Genomic DNA, 17,952 nt, shown 5'->3' with positions numbered 1-17,952 from the left:
ATGCTCTCCCCTCTCTGTTCACCCGTTTGATGCTGTTATTTTATTCCTATAAGGAGATTCTCAGAATTTTATCATGATCGGTATAGTTCACGCCAGCACCCAGGCCCCTTGCAAACACCTGAATCGGAACGTACGTCACGCCGTCGATCACTTTAGGAGCGACCGCAACGGTTTCCGATTTGCCGTTGTAAAAGACGGTTTTGCTGCCAATCGTGAGTGTTATCTTGTGATTGCCTCTTTGAACACCAATGCTGGCCGCTTCGCGATTCCAGCTAACCTCAGCCCCCATTCCTTCAGCGATTTCCCGCAGTGGCACCAGATTGATGTTGTTATACACCAACGGCTCACTGTCAAACTTCACCACGCTGCCGTTAACGTAAACTTTAAGACCGGACTTGGCATAGGCCGGGGCTGCCGGCTTCGGCGCAGTGGACTTTGTCGTGCTATTCTTCGATGATTTGGCTTTAGGCTTGGATGAGGACGACTTGCCGCTTGAAGAGCTTCCTCCGCCGTTATGATAATGATACTCGCCATAAGACAGACCCCAGCGTTCGCAATTTGTGCGGCAGGTATGCCCTCCATTGGCATCCGTTCTTCCCGGATGAGCAGAAACGACCGATCCTGACACAAGCAATAAAGCGATGGTGCAGCACAGCATTTTTTTCTTCATAACTCAAATTACCCCCTGGTATAATATTCCTCCAATACATTCTAGCATATTTCTTATATAGCAGATGAATATATAGGGATACATTACATAGAAGGATGATTATTGTCATGCTGATGGTCGCTTGCATGGTTTCATTTTCACCCCTCGCGTTTATTCGTTACATATAACGGAACCTTTTGTGCCAAAATATTTCCAGAAAGGAATGAGACCCTAATGAGCAAAAAGAAACCTGAATATGACGAACAGTTCCCCGGCGTAGACCCTATTCCCGAGCCCGATCGTCCGGATCAAGCCGCAACCGACAAGCTCGATGATCTGGTTCTTGGCATTTTGGAAGATAAAGATACATCGAAAGTTGATATCGATCCCGATACGGAAAATTACGATAAACTTCGCAAAAAGTAAGACAAGTCTCGCTTCAATATAATGTAAAAAATATAATCAATCTGTAAAAGTGTTCAAAAATAATTTATCGTTCTCATTTTGAGAACGATTATTTTTATGTTATGATTAACACAGAAGCTTGGGACGAAGGGGGAGTAACCGTGAACCGTTTCTTAAAAACAGCAAAAATTCTTTGGATGCTGGTACTTGTTCTGGTTACGGCATTTGCCCTTTACATTCCCGTCCAGGAGTATTCCAGCAGCGAAACCCACGATGAGCGGTATGTTTATAAGCACGACCTTCATCTGAAAGTAGCTGTTCTGAAACACTCTCAGATTCTCTCCAAACTTAAGGCAGCCGGCAATACCTTGCCACTGTTCTTATTGATGTCGGCCGTTCTCATGCTGCAGGCTCCCAAAACACGTCTGCCCTATCGGCCGATCATTCCGCTTCGGCTCCGGCTTTTATTATTATTCCCCATTAAATACACATCGAAGTTCGTTTAGATTCCTCCCCTTTTCGCATTCAAACTGACTGCGGTTTCTTAAATTCGCCAATTTTTCATCTCTCAGGCAACCATACAATCAACCTGTGCTAATTGACGTATGCACGTAGGTTTATTAAAGACTGTACAATTTCATCCTGAATGGATTGTTTTATTTGGCTGCGTATATTTTTGAGATCCGTATGACCGGTCTGCAAAAAAAACTAAAAGTGTATTTTTAGGAGGAGTTTAACCTATGCATGTTCGTGAAACAGATTTGCCCGGAATCGGCAAGAAATTCGTAATTGATACCCGCGGTGGCGATAAACTGGTCATTATCATTCATGACGACGGCCGCCGTGAAATGTACCATTATGAACATGACGATCCGGACGAAAGCATCTCCATGATTTCCTTAGACGATGATGAGGCTCGCCAAATTGCTGCCATCGTTGGCGGTCTCACTTATAAACCTAAAGCGCTGGAAACAATCGACATGGCGCTGGACGAATTGATTATCGAGTGGTATCGCATCGAGTCCCACTATTACGGGGCAGGTAAATCGATTGGTGATTTGGACGTGCGCCAAGCCTCAGGTGCAACCATCATTGCGACAGTTGATAAAAACAGTAAACAAATCAATCCCGGCCCTGACGTTATCATCACACCGGACTCGACACTCGTTGTCGTTGGTGAACGTCAACAACAGCGGCTATTTAAACAAATCTTGATGAACGGACGTGGTTGATGAATGGATCATTTGGTTTTAGAAGTTGGACTGGCGATTTTCCTGATCGCCCTGGCGGGGTTGCTATCAGCTAAACTCCGGTTTTCCGTCGTCCCTTTCTACATTCTGATTGGGATGGCGGTAGGGCCTCATGCTTTTCATTTTGGATCATTCGATTTTCGTTTTATAGAAAGTGCTCCGTTCATCGACTTTATGGGTCGCATCGGCGTACTGTTCCTTCTGTTCTATCTTGGCCTCGAATTCTCGGTCGGCCGGTTAATTAAATCAGGGAAGTCCATCGTAGTTGGTGGCAGCATCTATATTGCCATTAACTTTACACTTGGACTGATGATCGGGATCTTTTCCGGATTCCCGGTCGCGGAAACACTCATTGTTGCGGGAATTACCACTATCTCCTCAAGCGCTATCGTAGCCAAGGTGCTGGTTGACTTGAAAAGAACGGCGAATCCCGAAACTGAAATGATTCTCGGTATTATCATGTTCGAGGATGTGTTCCTGGCTGTATATATCTCTATTCTCTCCGGCCTCGTATTAAGCGGATCATCATCGCTGGGCGGAGTACTGATATCTGCGGTAATCGCCCTTGGATTTATGCTGCTTGTCCTTATTATTGGCCGTAAAGCCGTACCGCTCCTGAATAAGGTATTAAATATACGGTCGAACGAATTGTTTGCCTTGGTTGTTTTTGGCGCATTGTTCCTGCTCGCAGGATTCGCCGAAACGATTCATGTTGCCGAGGCGATCGGCGCTCTGCTCGTCGGGCTTGTCCTGGCTGAGACGGAGCATCGTGAACGCATTGAGCATTTGATATTACCATTCCGTGATTTCTTTGGAGCCATATTCTTCTTTAGCTTCGGTTTAACGATTGTACCTTCCGAGCTTGGCGGAGCTGTGTGGTTATCGCTAATCGCCGTTATCATCACACTCCTTGGTAACTTTATTGCAGGTATGCTTGCAGGACGCAGTGCAGGATTGTCCTCCAAAGCATCCTCCAATATCGGTCTGACCATCGTATCCCGCGGGGAATTCTCCATTATTCTCGCTAATATGGGTAAAGCGGGCGGACTTGCAACCTTCATCCAACCGTTCGCAGCCTTGTATGTGCTGATACTAGCTATTCTCGGACCGCTGCTCACCAAGGAGTCCAAGCATGTGTATAACTTCTTGAACAAAATCATTAAATTTAAAGACTATAAGGAGAAGAAACCGGTTAAACCGAAGCTAAAGGATGAAAGTGCAAGCGGATAAAGGAGGGTACATTGCCTATGGTTCAAGCCCATGTTCGGGTAACGAACGGTCCGCAAGAGACCGTAAGCAAGGCAAGTATACGAAGAAGAATGAGCATGGCTGCCATCGGAGGCCTGATAGCGGCGTTCGGTTTGGATTTATTTCTTGTTCCCGGCGGCATCATCGCGGGCGGCGTAACGGGAATTTCCGCGCTCGCCTCGCATCTGACGGGACTTCATACAGGCATGTTTCTGTTTGCATTAAATCTGCCCCTGCTCCTGCTGGTCTACCGTGGGGCCAACCGGGAAAAAGCCGTCATTGCCACCGTCGGGCTGCTTACTTTTTCCGTATGCTCGATCCTGTTCTTTCCGGTTCCCGCTCTCATCGACAGCAAGATCGGGAGCGCAGGCATCGGCGGCATTTTCCTTGGGCTGGGCATCGGTCTCGGCCTTCGTTACGGCGTCGTCCTGGACTCACTCCAAATGCCCAAGATTCCGCAGCAGATATCACATCTGCTAACCCGCTTGAAGCTGCCATACATCCATATCATGGTCAATACATGCGTACTGACATTGGCAGGACTGCTTCTCGGCTGGGAACGAGCGATGTACTCTGCGATCGCATGTCTCATGGCACTAGAGACCGGACGTATTACAACTTCGAGCCTTCCGCTTAAACGAGAGGTCCGGATTCGCAGCGTGAGCGAAGTGGAAATCCAGCATACCATGAAAGCCATCATGGGGTATGATTCCCAAACTGCTGACCCTAAAGATGACTCTATGTATGAAGGTGAAACCATCGGTTCGACGCAGCTGATCTATCGGGTTCACATTCTGGAGATGCCCAGATTCAAATCCATCGTGAGAAGCCTGGATCCGAATGCCGAGATTACCATCATTCAGAAGTAAGTTTCTCTCTTCCATATAAACAGGCCGGCTAAGGGTTTGCCCTAGCCGGCCTGTTTTTTTATCAGAAAGTATAAACTCCGAAGCTCTTAGGCCTTCCTGATATCGCAAGAAAAACATCCTCAAACCGCGGTCTGTCTTCCGAGAAAGTACGTCGATAGACGTTTTTCTTATGATATCTCTGCTATTTACGAAACTGCTGGATCAGAAACAGAATTAATGAGCCCACCACGCTGATGACGAGGCAGGTTACGATCGGAAAATAAATTTTGACATGGGGTTTATCCACCACGATGTCACCCGGCAGCCGGCCGACAAATCGTCCAATGACAGGCCAGAGCAGCCCGATCACGATCAGAGCGCCGCCAATCCACAATAGAGCCCGAGTTACAGGATGCACGATACGGTCACCTCATTCATCAAATCAAACATGAAACACGCAGGTTTCCTTGTATCATAAAGGATTTGAGATGCCTCATGCAAGGTCAGGCCCTTCCTATCGAGTGATCATCCTTTCACCGCCCCCGCCGTCATCCCATCGATAAAATACTTCTGGAAGGCCATGAACAAAATAAATATCGGAATGATCGAGAAGAAGGAGCCGACAATCAATAAGTCATAATTGTTCCCGTAAGGGGTCAAGAGCGTCTTCAATCCGATCGGAAGGGTATACTTGCCATCATCGCTGAGTACCATAAACGGCCACAGAAAGTTGTTCCAGCTGTTCATGCCGTTCAGGATCGCCATGGCAGCGAAGGATGGCTTCATCACAGGTAAGATCAGCCGTACATAGATACCGTATTCCGTCGCGCCGTCCACCCGCCCTGCCGCAATCATTTCTTTTGGAACCCCTCTTAAATACTGCCTGAAGAAAAAGATCGTAGCCGCGCTTGCGATCCCCGGCAGCACAATCGCCGAGTACGAATTCATAAGGCCAAGGTTGTACGTCAGGGAGTATAACGGAAGAAGAAGAATTTCAAAAGGAACCATCATAATCAGAAGCACGCAGATGAACAGGAAATTTTTGCCGATGAAATCATAGGCTGCAAACCCATAGGCAACCGTTGCGCTGACCAGCAGGGTTAACGTAACCTGCACCACCGTAAGGAGCAAGGAGTTAAAAAACCACATAAAATAAGAATGATCGCCTGTAAACAGGTAGTTGAAATTGTCCAGGCTCATCACCGACAGGTCAAATTTCAAATTCAGTCCATACCGGATCAAATCCTCGCCCGGTTTAAAGGAAGCGATGGTGACGGCATAAAAAGGGACCAGGATCAGAAAGCACAGTATGGAGAACAAAATGAAGAGGATTATTTTGATCAGCGTTTCTCTTCTCATCCTCAATCCTCCTTCTTGAACATGCCGGAGAGCGTCAGCTGCGTCAGATTAATGATCATAGTGATCGCCAGCAGCACAATCCCTACAGCGGCCGCATAACCCAGATTGTTCTTCTCAATGCCTTGACGGTACAGATAACCGACTATCGTGAGGCCAATATTTTTCGGGGAGTTGTTGCCGTTCCAGAGCATCATGCTTTCAATAAACATGGCAAGCCCCGCATAAATGCTGATCGTTAACACATAAATCGTGGTTGGCTTTAACAATGGCATCGTGATTTTGGTAAACTTCTGAAAGGCCGAGGCCCCGTCGATGGATGCCGCCTCATAATATTCACCCGGGATATTTTTGAGCCCGGATAAAAAATAGAGCATATTAACGCCCGTCCACCGCCATGTGGCAAGTGCCACCAGAGCAATAAAACCGGTAACCTGTCCCTTCAGAAACTTCACCGGGTCGATCCCGAACCACCCCAGTATACTGTTAATGAGCGACCCTTCCATCTCGCCGAACATCAGCCGAAAAATGGTGCCTGCGACAACAACCGACGTCAGTGCCGGGAAGAAAAAGGACGATTTAAAAAATTCTCTTCCCCACATGAACTTATTGTTAATCAATACCGCGAACAGCATCGGAAACGGAATCAGGATAAGGAGCGTCAGGATCATGTAAATCGCGCTGTTCGTGACCGCCTTCAGAAAGACGCCGTCCCCCATCAGCTTTCCGTAATTAGCCAAACCGATCCAATCTGCTTCCTGCCCCAGCTGCGTCTTCTGAAAGCTCATGCCAAATGAGCTGCCCAGCGGCAGCACCCAGAATATAAGGAACACCAGAATAAACGGCAGAACAAACACATAAGGAGCAACCTTTTGCGAGTACAGAAATTTTTTAATCATGATTCTACTCCTTTAATGAGAGCCGCCCATTAACGATTCCATGAGCAGCTCTATGTTTTGGTACCCTATGAGCGAGTATCATTTCAATTCCTGTTCGATTTGTTTCTGGGCGTCGTTCAAAGCTTCAGTAATGTCTTTGCCATCCTCGAAAATCTCATTAAAGGTTGTTGTACACAGGACGTTGTTGATGGTAGGCGATGCGGAGGTCGATTTGATTAACCGGATTTCATCTCGGATCTCATTCAAGACATCAAACGGGTTATTAACAAAATATTTGACGAACTGATTCTCGGCATTGTGCGTAACATCTTTCATATCCCAAACGTCCATATTGACCGGATCGAATCCAAGCGTGTTCCAAATCTCTTTATTGGCATCCAGGGACAGCTTGGCAAATGCCAGAAAGTCTTTCGCCAGCTGTACGTCTTTTGCGGTCTTGGTAACAACCGTGCCGGTACCGCCGCCGCCAACCGATCTTGGCATTCCTTCTTCAATGACCGGTATCGGCGCGATGGCTATTTTCCCGGACAAGTCTGACATGTAGTTGGTGTATCTGGACATTTGCCACAGCGGCATGAAAGCCGTAGCATAATTTCCTGCATTAAACTCTCCATATGCTTCTTCGGTATCCGGCTGGCCGCCGGCAATGGTTGCTATGACATTGTTATCCTGCAGGTCCTTGAGGAGCGTCATGGCTTTCACCATCGCTTCCGAGTTCACGATCGGATTGCCGGAATCGTCTGTCAGATCCGCGCCTTGCTGCGCCAATAGCATGGAAGCTTGCCAGGCTGCGCTTGTATCGGCTGTTCCCATGTACTTGCCTGTTTTTTCATACACCTGGATACCTGCCTGCTTAAAATCCTCCCAAGTTACGATATCCTGATAGTTAACCCCAGCCTCCTCCAAAATCTCGGTATTATAGAAGGCAACGGACGCGCCAACATGGGTCGGGATGCCGTAATTCGTATCTTCCTTGCTGTATAGGTCAATTCGGGATTTAACGATGGTGTCCCGGTATGGATCAATGACATCATTGAGCGGTTCCAGCTGCGGCGTGCCGGACAGAAAATCCGGAAACTTCCCAAGCTCGATATCCGCAATGTCGGGTGCCCCAGTCCCCGATTGAACCGCAATGGATAATTTGTTATGCATGTCGTCATACGGCATGACCGTCACGTTCAGTTTAATCTGGCGTTCGGGATTCTCGGCATTCCACTTGCCCAGCATTTTCTCAAAATGCTGTCCGTGCAGCTCAACAAACGTCCAATAAGACAGCTCTGTGGCGCTTTCCCCTGCCCCTCCATCCAGAACCGAGGTTTCGCCGCCGGCATTGTTCGATTTACCGCATCCCCACAAGAACAATGTCATACATAATACCGTGAATACAATCATCCATTTTTTCATCATCATACTGGACCTCCCTTAATTTTCGTTCATACAAACCTACACTTCAAAAATCGGTACTTCTGCTACCATCCAGAAATAAAGCGCTTTCATAATGTGTGTAATTTGATATGACTGTTTGGGAGATGGGGCAGCCCCTGGTGAGAACTGCCCGCTGCTTTTCCTTAAGCTTTTTTCAAGCGAATAACGTTCCATGATGCCTTGGCAAGCCTTGCGGTAACCATACCGTTATCGAGTTTAGCTCCACCCTGATGATGTGGTTTGACTTTTTCCTCAGATGCGGTATTCACCGCTTTCAGATCCTCATGCTCCATCACGATATGCTCCAGCAGCCGGTAGCCTTCAAAGCTGCGCACATCACATTCCAGCTCCAATGCTTCCTCCAGATGACGGTTCACGGCAAAAATCGTAATTTCTTCATCCTCTTCATTATGAACGACCGCACTATCAAGATACGGAACATCGGTAAAATCCTTGGAATCATACTTCGGTGATTCGACGATAGGTAGCAGCGATACGCCCCGGCCAAATTTCGAAGCGTGGAGATACGGATAAAAGATGGTCTGCTTCCAAGAACGGCCGCCGTTCTCGGTCATAATCGGCGCGATTACGTTGACGAGCTGTGCCAGACAAGCCATCTTCACCCGGTCTGCGTGGCGCAGGAAGGTGATCAGCATGCTGCCGACAAGAATCGCATCCTCGAAATTATATACATCCTCCAGCTGCGGCGGAGCGATGCTCCATGGATCAATCTGCCTGTCAGCGTCATTGGAATGGTACCAGACATTCCACTCGTCGAAGCTGAGATACATCGTCTTTTTGCTGCGTTTCTTGGCCTTGATGTAATCGCAGGTGGATTTGACCGTATGAATAAAGTGATCCATATCCAGGGAAAGTGCCAGATAGTTGGCGGTATCGTTATCACGGTTACCGTAATATTGATGCAGCGATATGTAATCAACCGCCTCGTACGTATGATCCAGCGTTACGGCTTCCCATTCAGGGAATGTCGGCATCCCGGTGCTCGAGCTTCCGCATGAAACCAGTTCAATGGTCGGATCGACGAGCCGCATGGCTTTTGCCGTTTCCAGTGCAAGTCGGCCGTATTCTGTCGAGGTCTTGTGTCCGATCTGCCAAGGCCCATCCATCTCGTTGCCAAGACACCAGGTTTTGATCTTGTGCGGCTGTTCATAACCATGACTGCGTCTTAGATCGCTCCAGTATGTGCCTCCGGGATGGTTGGTGTATTCCAGCAGATTTCTGGCAGCGTCGATCCCCCGAGTACCCAGGTTCACGGCCATCATAACGTCCGAGCCCACTTCCTTGGCCCAGGAAATAAACTCATTCGTGCCGACATCGTTCGGCTCCAGCGTTCTCCACGCCAGCTCCAGCCGTTTCGGCCGTTCGGCTACAGGACCTACGCCATCTTCCCAGTCATAACCTGACACAAAATTTCCGCCGGGATATCTTATAATCGGGACATCCAGTTCCTTGATCAAATCCTTCACGTCGTTACGAAAACCACCTGCATCCGCAGTTTCATGGCCGGGTTCGTAAATGCCGCCATATACAGCGCGGCCAAGATGTTCAATGAACGAACCATATATGCGGTTATCAACTTGCGCGATCCGAAACGACTTATCCACGATCATTCGTGCTTTCAATTTCTCAGCTGCCAAGTCCTTCACCTTCCGTTGATGTAATTATGAATCATTTCAAATAATACTGAATGAATTCGTTTTCAAATATAAAATATCATATGAGAGGTTTGCTGTAAATACACAAATATAAAATGATTTATATATATTAGAAATGAATTCTAAAAATCAGCTAAATGGCGGTGTAAAACACTTTTATTCTTGTATTCCGAATTATTATTTTTATAATAATTTAAAATAAGGTGATTTTGAGTATTGGAATTCTTGGTTTTCAAATGAAATTTTTGAAGAATTAGATCACATCTTTATTTAACGCCCATATTGATTTATAATTGTTTAAAATAAACCTCTTTACCCCTCTGTACCTATTATCATCGTTATATAAATCCTTTAATCGGAAGAAGGTTTGAGATAAGATGATCTACATTAAAGATTTAATGAGCGGGCTTGATATCTTTAAAGCGCTCAGCTCGGAAATTCGCATTCAAATTCTGGAACTGCTGGCCAAGAACCAAAGTCTAAACTTAAACGATCTCGCGAACAGGCTGAACCTCAGCAATGGCGCTATTACCATGCATATCAAGAAATTGGAAGATAGTGGCCTGATCGAAATTAATACCACGGGCGGTAAACACGGCATTCAGAAGATCTGCTACCTGAATAAAGACACCCTGATGGTTGATCTTCGCAGCAAGGATATGGATAACTTGTACGAGGTGGAGATTCAGGTTGGCCATTACAGTGATTACCAGGCTACCCCGACCTGCGGGCTTGCGACCAAGGACAGCATCATCGGAGATTTTGACGATCCGCGCTATTTCGCCGATCCGGAGCGGATCAACTCGGAGATCATCTGGCTTACCGAAGGATTCCTGGAATACCGGATCCCGAATTATTTGAAGTCCAATCAATCGTTCCGCGAGATTCAATTCTCGTTAGAGCTTGGCTCCGAGGCGCCGGGATATTGCGACAATTATCCATCGGACATTTTCTTTTACGTAAACGGGATCGAGATTGGCAGCTGGACAAGTCCGGGGGATTTCGGGGACAAACGCGGTACTTTCAACCCCGAATGGTGGCCGCCTCATTTGAACCAATACGGCATGCTGAAGCTAATCCGAATTAATAAGGAAGGCAGCTTTATCGATGGATGCCGCATCTCGGATGTTGGTCTGGACCAGATTCAGCTTGATTACAAAAGCGAGCTCACCTTCAGGATCTCCGTTAACGAACAATCTGTTAATAAACGCGGCTTAACCATTTACGGCAAGCATTTCGGCAACTATAGCCAGGACCTGTTGGCTCGCGTACTGTATGATGTGAAGGAAGGCTAGAGAGTCGAATGAAGGGTGAATTAGAATCACTATAGTAGGTTAACATCTGCATTGGTTTGATACGTTTATCCACTAAAGTATGGAAAACAGCAGGAACAGGGACACCCTGCTCCTGCTGTTTGTGCGGACATGCTGAAAGCAGGCGCGGGCTTGAACGATAAGAATATCGAATATCTGCTCGCGCTCCTCCTTTCCCACTACCACCAAAACAACAAGTCATAAGCAGCATTAAAAAACGCCCTCGCCGCGCATTTGCGCGACAAGAGCGTTTTGTTTCTACAATCACAGAAAATAATTCGTTATCGATTGATCGCTTGCCAATATTCCTTCGCTGTCCAGCTTTTTCTTCAAATACTGCTTATCCGATGAAATGAAAACGCTCATAATGAGATCGACGACAAACAGAAACGTGATATGGTTGGACATAAAAGCGCTGTTATTGACCGAGATTTTATCTGGCGCAATAATATCGACCACCGCATTTTCTGTAATCGCTGATGAGTCATAACAGGTGACTGCCACGGTCTTGGCCTGATTGACCTGCGCGATGTTGACGGCATCGATAATCTCCCGGGTCGAACCTGAACGCGAGAAGGCAATTACGACATCCTCAGGACCGCATTGGGAGGCCGCGATTTTCATCTCCCTGCTGTCATTGATTGCATCAGCATGAACGCCGATAATCGCGAGCCGGTTCTTCAATGCCATGGCCGCGAGGAACGAATCGAACAAGCCGATGAGGAGGATTCGGCGCGCGCCCTTCAGCAGCTTGACCACTTGATGAAGCTGATCTTCCGTAATGAGCGCCGAAGTGTTAACGATCAGTTCGTTATAGTCGAGAGCCAGCGCATCAATGACGTTAATCTCCCGTCTCTCTTTCTTCTTGGCCTGCATATCCCGGTAAAACGCATCCTGGGCGAACGCGATTTTAAAATCGTTGAACCCTTTGAAGCCCACCTTTTTGCAAAAACGGTTGATGCTTGTCTCGGACACACCGATTTCATTCGCGATAGCCGTAATGGTGTTACGGGTGATGAATTCCGGATTGTGTATAACAAAATTGGCGATCTGATTTTCACCGTATGTTAGTTTTTGAGTTTGCGATACAATTTTTGCGATAACCGCCGGAACCTGTGAAGACATGGTACCTCCTCCTGACTGCCAATGGGAAAAATGCGAATCCGGTAACTTCGCCAGTACACCCCATTATATCATATCAAGGGAAGTAATGATAAAATCAGGCCAACATCATCTTCCAATATTCCACCCGCCGGCTAAGCTCACCTGCATCCATCGCCCTCGTCTCTACAAGAAACGCGTAATCGAGCACATTCGGCAAGCAGGGCAGGCCCAGTATCGTTTTGCAGAATGCATGCGCCGCGATTTCACTGCATTTCACAATGCTTGACCTCTTCGTATACCAGCTTCCCAGCTTGAACATATCAATCGGCTCCAGCGTCTCATTCGTGAACTGCCCCGCCCGGTATTCCGTATAATGAAAAAACTCATGTGCTAAATGAAGGTCGATCAGCCGCTCCAGCTCCTGTTCCCGCTCCTCGCATCCATTCCCCATCACCGTCCGGTACGCCTGCCGCATATCGCGGAGCGACGAGGCATAGATGATAATCGCCGGCGGGCTCTTCGCGAAATCAATCTGCGCGCGGAAGCTGACGTTGTGGAAAGTGCCGGACCGATTCGTCACTTGATACTGTAAGCCTTCCATCTGAAACAGTTCCCGGATGGACTTGCCCTTGTTCTTGTAGGCAGCCGCCGTCTCTCTGCCCCGTTTCAGCGACATGCTTACATAGTACGCCATTCGATCCTTCGGTATTTTGTGGAAAAGGGGGTCCTGCTCCAGCTCCGCGCACGCCAGCAACTCATCAGCCCCTTCTTCTTCCATCAATCGGCGAATAACCTCGTCCGGCTCCGGCATACCTTTCCCTCCTTATTGATAAACAACGACGATCAATTCTTCTTCCTGTGTCAGCATCTCCGTCTCGATCTCGAGAATCGACATCAACTGCTCCTTCGTCTGCATTCCGGTCAAATCGAGCATCTTCTCCCGATAAAAGACAAATACCTTCGGGATCGTCGCGTTTGCATCGGAGTAGATCGTATTGTCATCCAAAAAATCTTGTAATCGGTCCCCGAACTGAGCCTTGGTCAGCTTCGTGAAGTGGACGTTCCCCTTCTTGAACCGAACGACGCCTTCCCGATCGAGCACGCTCACATAGGTCGTTTTCTTCTTGATCAGTCCGAAAAATGATTTCTTCGTCTCCTCGCAGGCGAATAGGCTCCATCGGCCGCACTGGGACGCCAGCATCATGCTGGCCGCCGGTTGATCGACTGAGCTAGCGGCTATGGCGGCCATCTCCTCGCCAGACAGCGCCTGCTGACCCAGATCTTTGGAACGAAGCTCTGTCGAGCCGGTAGCGACTGCCCGCAAAATATTTTTCTGGCTATCAATCTCGATCGTTACCTCGACCGTATCCTCACTGGCGCCGGATTTGACGATACGCTCGACGATCTCGGACCGAATGCGCTTGATATCCTCTTCCGTCGGATTCACGACGGTTCTCTCCAACTGCTCCTTCACCATCGCAAGGGCGACGCCTATGGTCGATACATAAGGCGCGTTATTCGCGATCTGGAAGCGGAACTGCTCCCGCTCCGCCATCGCCGGAACGAGCACAGCCCCGCTGCCTCCGCCGCCGACCAACGTCACAAACGAGCGATCCAGCTCATAGTCTTCGATCATCTCATTGACGGTCTTCATCGTCTTATCAATCGCGATATTCATAACCTGTCTGGCGGCCTCCTCGATGCTCAGGCCTACATGGTCGGCAAGGGCTTCCCATGCCCGCACGGCCGCTTCCTTGTTCCCTCGCGCGTAATCGCCCTCCGGAATATAGCCGAGAATGTTGGCCGCGCCGGCCAGTGTGTAGGAGAATTCCTTGCCGGTCTCACTCTCCAAAATGATATATTCGGCCGGATCCCCTTCCCGCGGGCTGACGAACTTGACCTTCGGATTGACGATCTGCTCCGCCTCGGCGAACGCCTCGTATTCCTGGCCCGCAATATGGGCGCTTCGCGGGCCGACATCGATGATGTTCCCGTTCGCCACCTTAATCATGCTTCCGCCGGCAATGCCAAGCGTCCGGACATCCAAGGACTGCAAATAAGTCCGGTGGCCGCCGACTTGGGCATTCTTGATCATGACCTTCCCGTTTTTGATGACGGAAATATCGACGCTTGTGCCGCCGACCTCGAAAAAGATGCCGTCCGACACCTTTTCATACATCAGCACACCGGCAACACCGGCGGCAAGTCCCGACAGCATCGTCAATATCGGACGTTTGCGCACCTCGTCGATACTCATAACGCCGCCGTCGCAGCGCATAATCATGAGCTGGGATTGAATATTCGCATGTTTGACGGATTTCTCCGTCATGTTCGCCGTTTCCATCATTTTCGGAATGAGAGATGCATTCACGACCGCCGTTCTTGTCCGTGTCTTGAGTCCATACAACTGGGAAATTTCATGCCCGCCGGTAGCATACATACCTTTGCGGCTCGCTATCTCAACGACACGAAGCTCATTGGCCGGATCATCAACGCTGTACGCCTCGGAAGCGACGATCACTTCCGCCCCCTGCCGCGCTAGTTCGTCAATCGCCGCTTCGATATCCTCATCCCGCAAATTTTTGGAATCAAGGTACGTGTGGTATGTCTTCAAATATTTGCCCGGCGCCAGCTCAATGTCCCCGGGATTCGACTCCGAGCGCGCGCTCATGCCGTCAAGGCCGGAACCCATGCCGATAATGCCGACACGGGCCACATCCCCCTCCAGCAAGGCGTTCGTCGCTTGCGTTGTCCCGTGGGCGATAAAGGTCACATCGTCCGGAGCAATGCCCTCGCTCTCCAAAATCCGCTTCAATATTTGTACAATCCCTTTCGCCACGCCATCTTCGTCATGATGTGTCGTCGGAATTTTCATCTTCCCAATAACCTCGTACGTCTCATTGTCAATGACGGCCGCATCCGTGAAGGTGCCTCCGACATCAATCCCGACCCTTACTTTTCTTCTCTCCATCGTTCTCCTCCTGCAACAACGGGCAGACACTCGCAAGTCTCCGCCCGGATTCTATCTGCTTCTAAAAGACCATGAATGAACCCAACACCATCGAAATCAGCACCGCAACCATCATCCAAGGAAGCGTCTTTTTCAAAATATCGTTAATGTCGCTCTTCGTAAAATCCGCGACCCACACATTATGCGAGTTGGTCGGGTCGGATACGGCCTGCACATTGCTGACGACGCGCAGCGCCAGCATCGCCGCGACCGGGGTCATACCCGCCGTGACGAACAGAGCAGCAATGCCGCTGCCAAGGCCCCATACGTTCAGCGGACCACGATAGATGGCGAGCGGAGATAGCAACGTGAAGAACAGAATGTACATCAACGGGTTGGTCGGCAGTACAGCTTCAATCAACGGGCTGATCAGTGCCGACACCTGTGGCGCCATAACGGAATTCAACAAAATTCCGATGCCGATCATGAGCGCCATCGCACCGGCAACGTCCTGAATCCCTTCCACCAGCGCACTGGACAGGACATGAATCGGCCGCTTCGGCCAGGTCAGCAGTATCGTAACCAATGCGCCGATGACCACCGCCGGGACAATGTCGAGCTTGAATGCAAAGACGAGAATGACCGGCACTAGCGGGCTAATGAGGGCAAAGGCAGGCACCTTTTTGCCTTCTCCGCCGGAAGCCGTCGGCATCGCCCACGCTTTGCGGCCTTTGCCGTCCCGCTTAATGTAGAATATAATCATCCCGAGCGACACAAGAATGAGCGGCAGCGCGGCGACCAGCGTATAATCCGCAATCGTCTGAACCGAGAGGCCCAGCACATCAACATAAACGGCCCAGTTGGAGACGTTGAACAGCGCGCCGACGCCGACGGCGGAAATAACGACAATCGATGCGACAAACTGGGAGATGCCTGCCGTCAGCATAATCGGAATGACGATCGTACCGACCAGGATGACCATGCCCAGTCCACCGGCCGCCGAGAAAATAATGGATGCGGTTGCGAAAAACAGAACCGCAATCAGCATCGGCTTGTCGCCTGCGAGTTCGGCCGCTTTTCGAATAATCGACTTGGTAATGCCGACTTTATTCAAAATTTGTCCGAACCAGGCCCCGAACACTAATCCCGCGATGGCGCCCGATAACCTCATCGAGCCGGATGACAGAATCGTCTTGGCAATCGTGGTCGTCTCGGGATCGTTCGACATCCACGGCACGCCGGCAATGACGGCAAACAGAATCGCCATCAAGGGCAGTGCCAGAATGGTCGGAAGCTTCCGGGTCATCATTAACCCGACAAACACAAGAAAAACAAGTAAAATGCCGATGGCTTGAACCCACATGAAAGATGTCACGTTGTATTCTCCTCTCGAATCAAGTTCTCAATAGGCTTATCTTCATCTATATTTCTAAATAAGCGCCCTGTGCTTTCAGCACGGACTGCACTTCCTTGATGTCCACATCCCGGACGCGAATGCCTTTCTTCGCGGCCAACGCGGATGCTACCCCGCCGGCATGGCCGATCGCCCCCGTCGTCGGTGTCGTCCGCATCGCTGCCTGCGCTTCGAAGGTGGCCGAAATGCATCGGCCGATGACGATCAGGTTCTGCACAGAATCCGTGACCATACAGGAGTAAGGAATGCTGTACATACCGCCCCATTCCAGCTTCTGATGCTTCGTACCTTCGCCGTCCGGACTATGGATATCGATCGGGTAGCCAGAATGCGCGATCGTATCTTCGAACAGCCGCTGTTCCAGCAAATCATCGGCCGTCAGCGTGTACACGCCCTTAATCTGGCGGGATCCCCGAATGCCAATATTCGGGCCGGTCGATTCCACGACCGCATGCTCAAAGCCCGGAATATACTTACGCATGAACAGCTCTAACTCGCGGCACTGCTTCCGCCCTTCCATCTCCGCCTTGCTCAGACTGAACGCATCCGTCGGATCATGACCGAGGATCCGGGTCGTATTCAGGATGACCTCGCCCGGGTTGTTGGTCTCGAAGAATAGCACATTCTCTCGCGGAATCGAGATCTCGCCCCTCTCCTTCGCCAGCTTGAACAGGCTGTCGAACCCGCCTACCGACAAGCGAGGCGCCTTCTCGATGATGGACGTGTCGCCCTGATACAGTGGAAAGTCTTCCGGGTGGGCGTGAATATACTGTTTTACCTTCGGAGTATCGACGTTGTACATCTTCATCTTCAACGTCATCGGCTGCATGGCCCCGTCGGATTCCCTGCCCTTAGTGAACTCGGCTCCCGCCCCGACGGACAAATCGCCGTCTCCCGTCCCGTCGATGAACACGGAGGCCTCGATGTCGCTTAGACCGGACTTATTGCATACCGTAATGCCGACGATTCGCCCGTCCTCGGTCTTCACGCCAGCCAGCATCGTATGATACAGAATCTCCCCTCCGCTCTCGGTGACCATCAGCTCCAGCTCATGCTTCATCGCTTCGGCATCAAACGGGGTAACCGAATACGTAAAGCCCACCGTATCGAAAATATGCCCCGGCGACTTGCCCTGCTTCTTCAGCCGTTCAATCAGCTGATCTGTAAACCCTTGAATGGCAAGCTTCTCTCCCGCATGGAATGTCATCATCGGCCCTACCCCATTCGCAGTAAGTGTCCCGCCAAGAAACCCATGGGACTCTACGATCAGCGTCTTCACCCCTAAACTCGATGCCGCAACGGCCGCCATTGCACCCGATATGCCGCCGCCCATGACCACCACATCATACTTCAGCCTGTTTCCCATATCATCCTCGCTCCTTCTGATTTAGTGATGTATGATTTGCTGCTTTATC

At 49.6% G+C, this 17,952-nt stretch carries 17 protein-coding genes; 6 read left to right on the top strand and 11 right to left on the bottom strand.

Annotation, left to right across the window (positions count from 1 at the left end; all coding sequences use genetic code 11):
• Positions 1-46: 46 nt before the first annotated feature.
• Entirely contained in the window at positions 47-670 is a 624-nt protein-coding gene (locus NYE54_RS09770) for a stalk domain-containing protein (protein ID WP_339271851.1), read from the bottom strand.
• 213 nt (positions 671-883) lie between these two features.
• Between NYE54_RS09770 and NYE54_RS09765 the strand changes: the two genes are divergently transcribed.
• From NYE54_RS09765 to NYE54_RS09745, 5 genes are all read left to right on the top strand, one after another.
• Positions 884-1,075 (top strand): hypothetical protein, encoded by a 192-nt coding sequence (locus NYE54_RS09765; RefSeq protein WP_339271850.1) that lies wholly within the window; start codon positions 884-886, stop codon positions 1,073-1,075.
• Positions 1,076-1,215: 140 nt separating this feature from the next.
• Entirely contained in the window at positions 1,216-1,560 is a 345-nt protein-coding gene (locus tag NYE54_RS09760) for a hypothetical protein (RefSeq protein WP_339271849.1), read from the top strand.
• Between the two features lie 234 nt (positions 1,561-1,794).
• Positions 1,795-2,286, top strand: a complete 492-nt coding sequence (locus tag NYE54_RS09755; protein ID WP_076320505.1) for a cation:proton antiporter regulatory subunit — start codon at positions 1,795-1,797, stop codon at positions 2,284-2,286.
• A 3-nt stretch (positions 2,287-2,289) separates the two neighbouring features.
• Entirely contained in the window at positions 2,290-3,534 is a 1,245-nt protein-coding gene (locus tag NYE54_RS09750) for a cation:proton antiporter (RefSeq protein ID WP_098742636.1), read from the top strand.
• Positions 3,535-3,551: 17 nt separating this feature from the next.
• Positions 3,552-4,421, top strand: coding sequence for a YitT family protein (locus NYE54_RS09745; RefSeq protein ID WP_339273440.1), 870 nt, complete (start codon positions 3,552-3,554; stop codon positions 4,419-4,421).
• A 181-nt stretch (positions 4,422-4,602) separates the two neighbouring features.
• Here the strand turns inward: NYE54_RS09745 and NYE54_RS09740 are convergent, their stop codons facing one another.
• From NYE54_RS09740 to NYE54_RS09720, 5 genes are all read right to left on the bottom strand, one after another.
• Positions 4,603-4,818 carry a DUF2905 domain-containing protein gene (locus NYE54_RS09740; protein WP_071223055.1) on the bottom strand — a complete coding sequence of 72 codons (216 nt, stop codon included), beginning with the start codon at positions 4,816-4,818 and terminating at the stop codon, positions 4,603-4,605.
• Positions 4,819-4,925: 107 nt separating this feature from the next.
• Positions 4,926-5,759, bottom strand: a complete 834-nt coding sequence (locus NYE54_RS09735) for a carbohydrate ABC transporter permease (protein WP_339271848.1) — start codon at positions 5,757-5,759, stop codon at positions 4,926-4,928.
• 2 nt (positions 5,760-5,761) lie between these two features.
• Positions 5,762-6,655 (bottom strand): sugar ABC transporter permease, encoded by an 894-nt coding sequence (locus NYE54_RS09730; protein ID WP_076320500.1) that lies wholly within the window; start codon positions 6,653-6,655, stop codon positions 5,762-5,764.
• Positions 6,656-6,733: 78 nt separating this feature from the next.
• On the bottom strand, positions 6,734-8,062 hold the full coding sequence (locus tag NYE54_RS09725) for an extracellular solute-binding protein (protein ID WP_339273439.1): 1,329 nt from the start codon (positions 8,060-8,062) through the stop codon (positions 6,734-6,736).
• Between the two features lie 161 nt (positions 8,063-8,223).
• Positions 8,224-9,711 carry an alpha-N-arabinofuranosidase gene (locus tag NYE54_RS09720; protein WP_339273438.1) on the bottom strand — a complete coding sequence of 496 codons (1,488 nt, stop codon included), beginning with the start codon at positions 9,709-9,711 and terminating at the stop codon, positions 8,224-8,226.
• Between the two features lie 422 nt (positions 9,712-10,133).
• Between NYE54_RS09720 and NYE54_RS09715 the strand changes: the two genes are divergently transcribed.
• The gene (locus NYE54_RS09715) at positions 10,134-11,051 is read left to right on the top strand and encodes a winged helix-turn-helix transcriptional regulator (RefSeq protein WP_339271847.1); all 918 of its coding nucleotides are present in this window, start codon (positions 10,134-10,136) and stop codon (positions 11,049-11,051) included.
• Positions 11,052-11,333: 282 nt separating this feature from the next.
• On the opposite strand, the gene NYE54_RS09710 is transcribed toward NYE54_RS09715, so the two are convergent.
• The 5 genes from NYE54_RS09710 to NYE54_RS09690 form a co-directional block, all read right to left on the bottom strand.
• Positions 11,334-12,194 (bottom strand): MurR/RpiR family transcriptional regulator, encoded by an 861-nt coding sequence (locus NYE54_RS09710; RefSeq protein ID WP_076320497.1) that lies wholly within the window; start codon positions 12,192-12,194, stop codon positions 11,334-11,336.
• Positions 12,195-12,288: 94 nt separating this feature from the next.
• A complete protein-coding gene (locus NYE54_RS09705; RefSeq protein ID WP_339271846.1) occupies positions 12,289-12,984 on the bottom strand; it encodes a hypothetical protein in 696 nt (231 codons plus the stop codon).
• Between the two features lie 12 nt (positions 12,985-12,996).
• Positions 12,997-15,144, bottom strand: coding sequence for a hydantoinase/oxoprolinase family protein (locus tag NYE54_RS09700; protein ID WP_339271844.1), 2,148 nt, complete (start codon positions 15,142-15,144; stop codon positions 12,997-12,999).
• Between the two features lie 61 nt (positions 15,145-15,205).
• Positions 15,206-16,498 (bottom strand): citrate transporter, encoded by a 1,293-nt coding sequence (locus tag NYE54_RS09695; protein WP_256720371.1) that lies wholly within the window; start codon positions 16,496-16,498, stop codon positions 15,206-15,208.
• A 46-nt stretch (positions 16,499-16,544) separates the two neighbouring features.
• Complete coding sequence (locus NYE54_RS09690) at positions 16,545-17,903, bottom strand: FAD-dependent oxidoreductase (protein ID WP_339271842.1); 1,359 nt, start codon at positions 17,901-17,903, stop codon at positions 16,545-16,547.
• Positions 17,904-17,952: the final 49 nt, after the last annotated feature.

The organism is Paenibacillus sp. FSL K6-1330 (assembly GCF_037976825.1).
GTDB lineage: Bacteria > Bacillota > Bacilli > Paenibacillales > Paenibacillaceae > Paenibacillus_AQ.
Note: the sequence above shows the minus strand (reverse complement) of the source record. Positions and strands in the feature narration are given on the sequence as shown.

Coding starts and splice junctions, on each gene's coding strand:
- NYE54_RS09770 (WP_339271851.1), bottom strand. CDS start 670: ATGAAGAAAAAAATGCTGTGCTGCACCATCGCTTTATTGCTTGTGTCA.
- NYE54_RS09765 (WP_339271850.1), top strand. CDS start 884: ATGAGCAAAAAGAAACCTGAATATGACGAACAGTTCCCCGGCGTAGAC.
- NYE54_RS09755 (WP_076320505.1), top strand. CDS start 1,795: ATGCATGTTCGTGAAACAGATTTGCCCGGAATCGGCAAGAAATTCGTA.
- NYE54_RS09750 (WP_098742636.1), top strand. CDS start 2,290: ATGGATCATTTGGTTTTAGAAGTTGGACTGGCGATTTTCCTGATCGCC.
- NYE54_RS09745 (WP_339273440.1), top strand. CDS start 3,552: ATGGTTCAAGCCCATGTTCGGGTAACGAACGGTCCGCAAGAGACCGTA.
- NYE54_RS09735 (WP_339271848.1), bottom strand. CDS start 5,759: ATGAGAAGAGAAACGCTGATCAAAATAATCCTCTTCATTTTGTTCTCC.
- NYE54_RS09730 (WP_076320500.1), bottom strand. CDS start 6,655: ATGATTAAAAAATTTCTGTACTCGCAAAAGGTTGCTCCTTATGTGTTT.
- NYE54_RS09725 (WP_339273439.1), bottom strand. CDS start 8,062: ATGATGAAAAAATGGATGATTGTATTCACGGTATTATGTATGACATTG.
- NYE54_RS09720 (WP_339273438.1), bottom strand. CDS start 9,711: ATGATCGTGGATAAGTCGTTTCGGATCGCGCAAGTTGATAACCGCATA.
- NYE54_RS09715 (WP_339271847.1), top strand. CDS start 10,134: ATGATCTACATTAAAGATTTAATGAGCGGGCTTGATATCTTTAAAGCG.
- NYE54_RS09710 (WP_076320497.1), bottom strand. CDS start 12,194: ATGTCTTCACAGGTTCCGGCGGTTATCGCAAAAATTGTATCGCAAACT.
- NYE54_RS09705 (WP_339271846.1), bottom strand. CDS start 12,984: ATGCCGGAGCCGGACGAGGTTATTCGCCGATTGATGGAAGAAGAAGGG.
- NYE54_RS09700 (WP_339271844.1), bottom strand. CDS start 15,144: ATGGAGAGAAGAAAAGTAAGGGTCGGGATTGATGTCGGAGGCACCTTC.
- NYE54_RS09690 (WP_339271842.1), bottom strand. CDS start 17,903: ATGGGAAACAGGCTGAAGTATGATGTGGTGGTCATGGGCGGCGGCATA.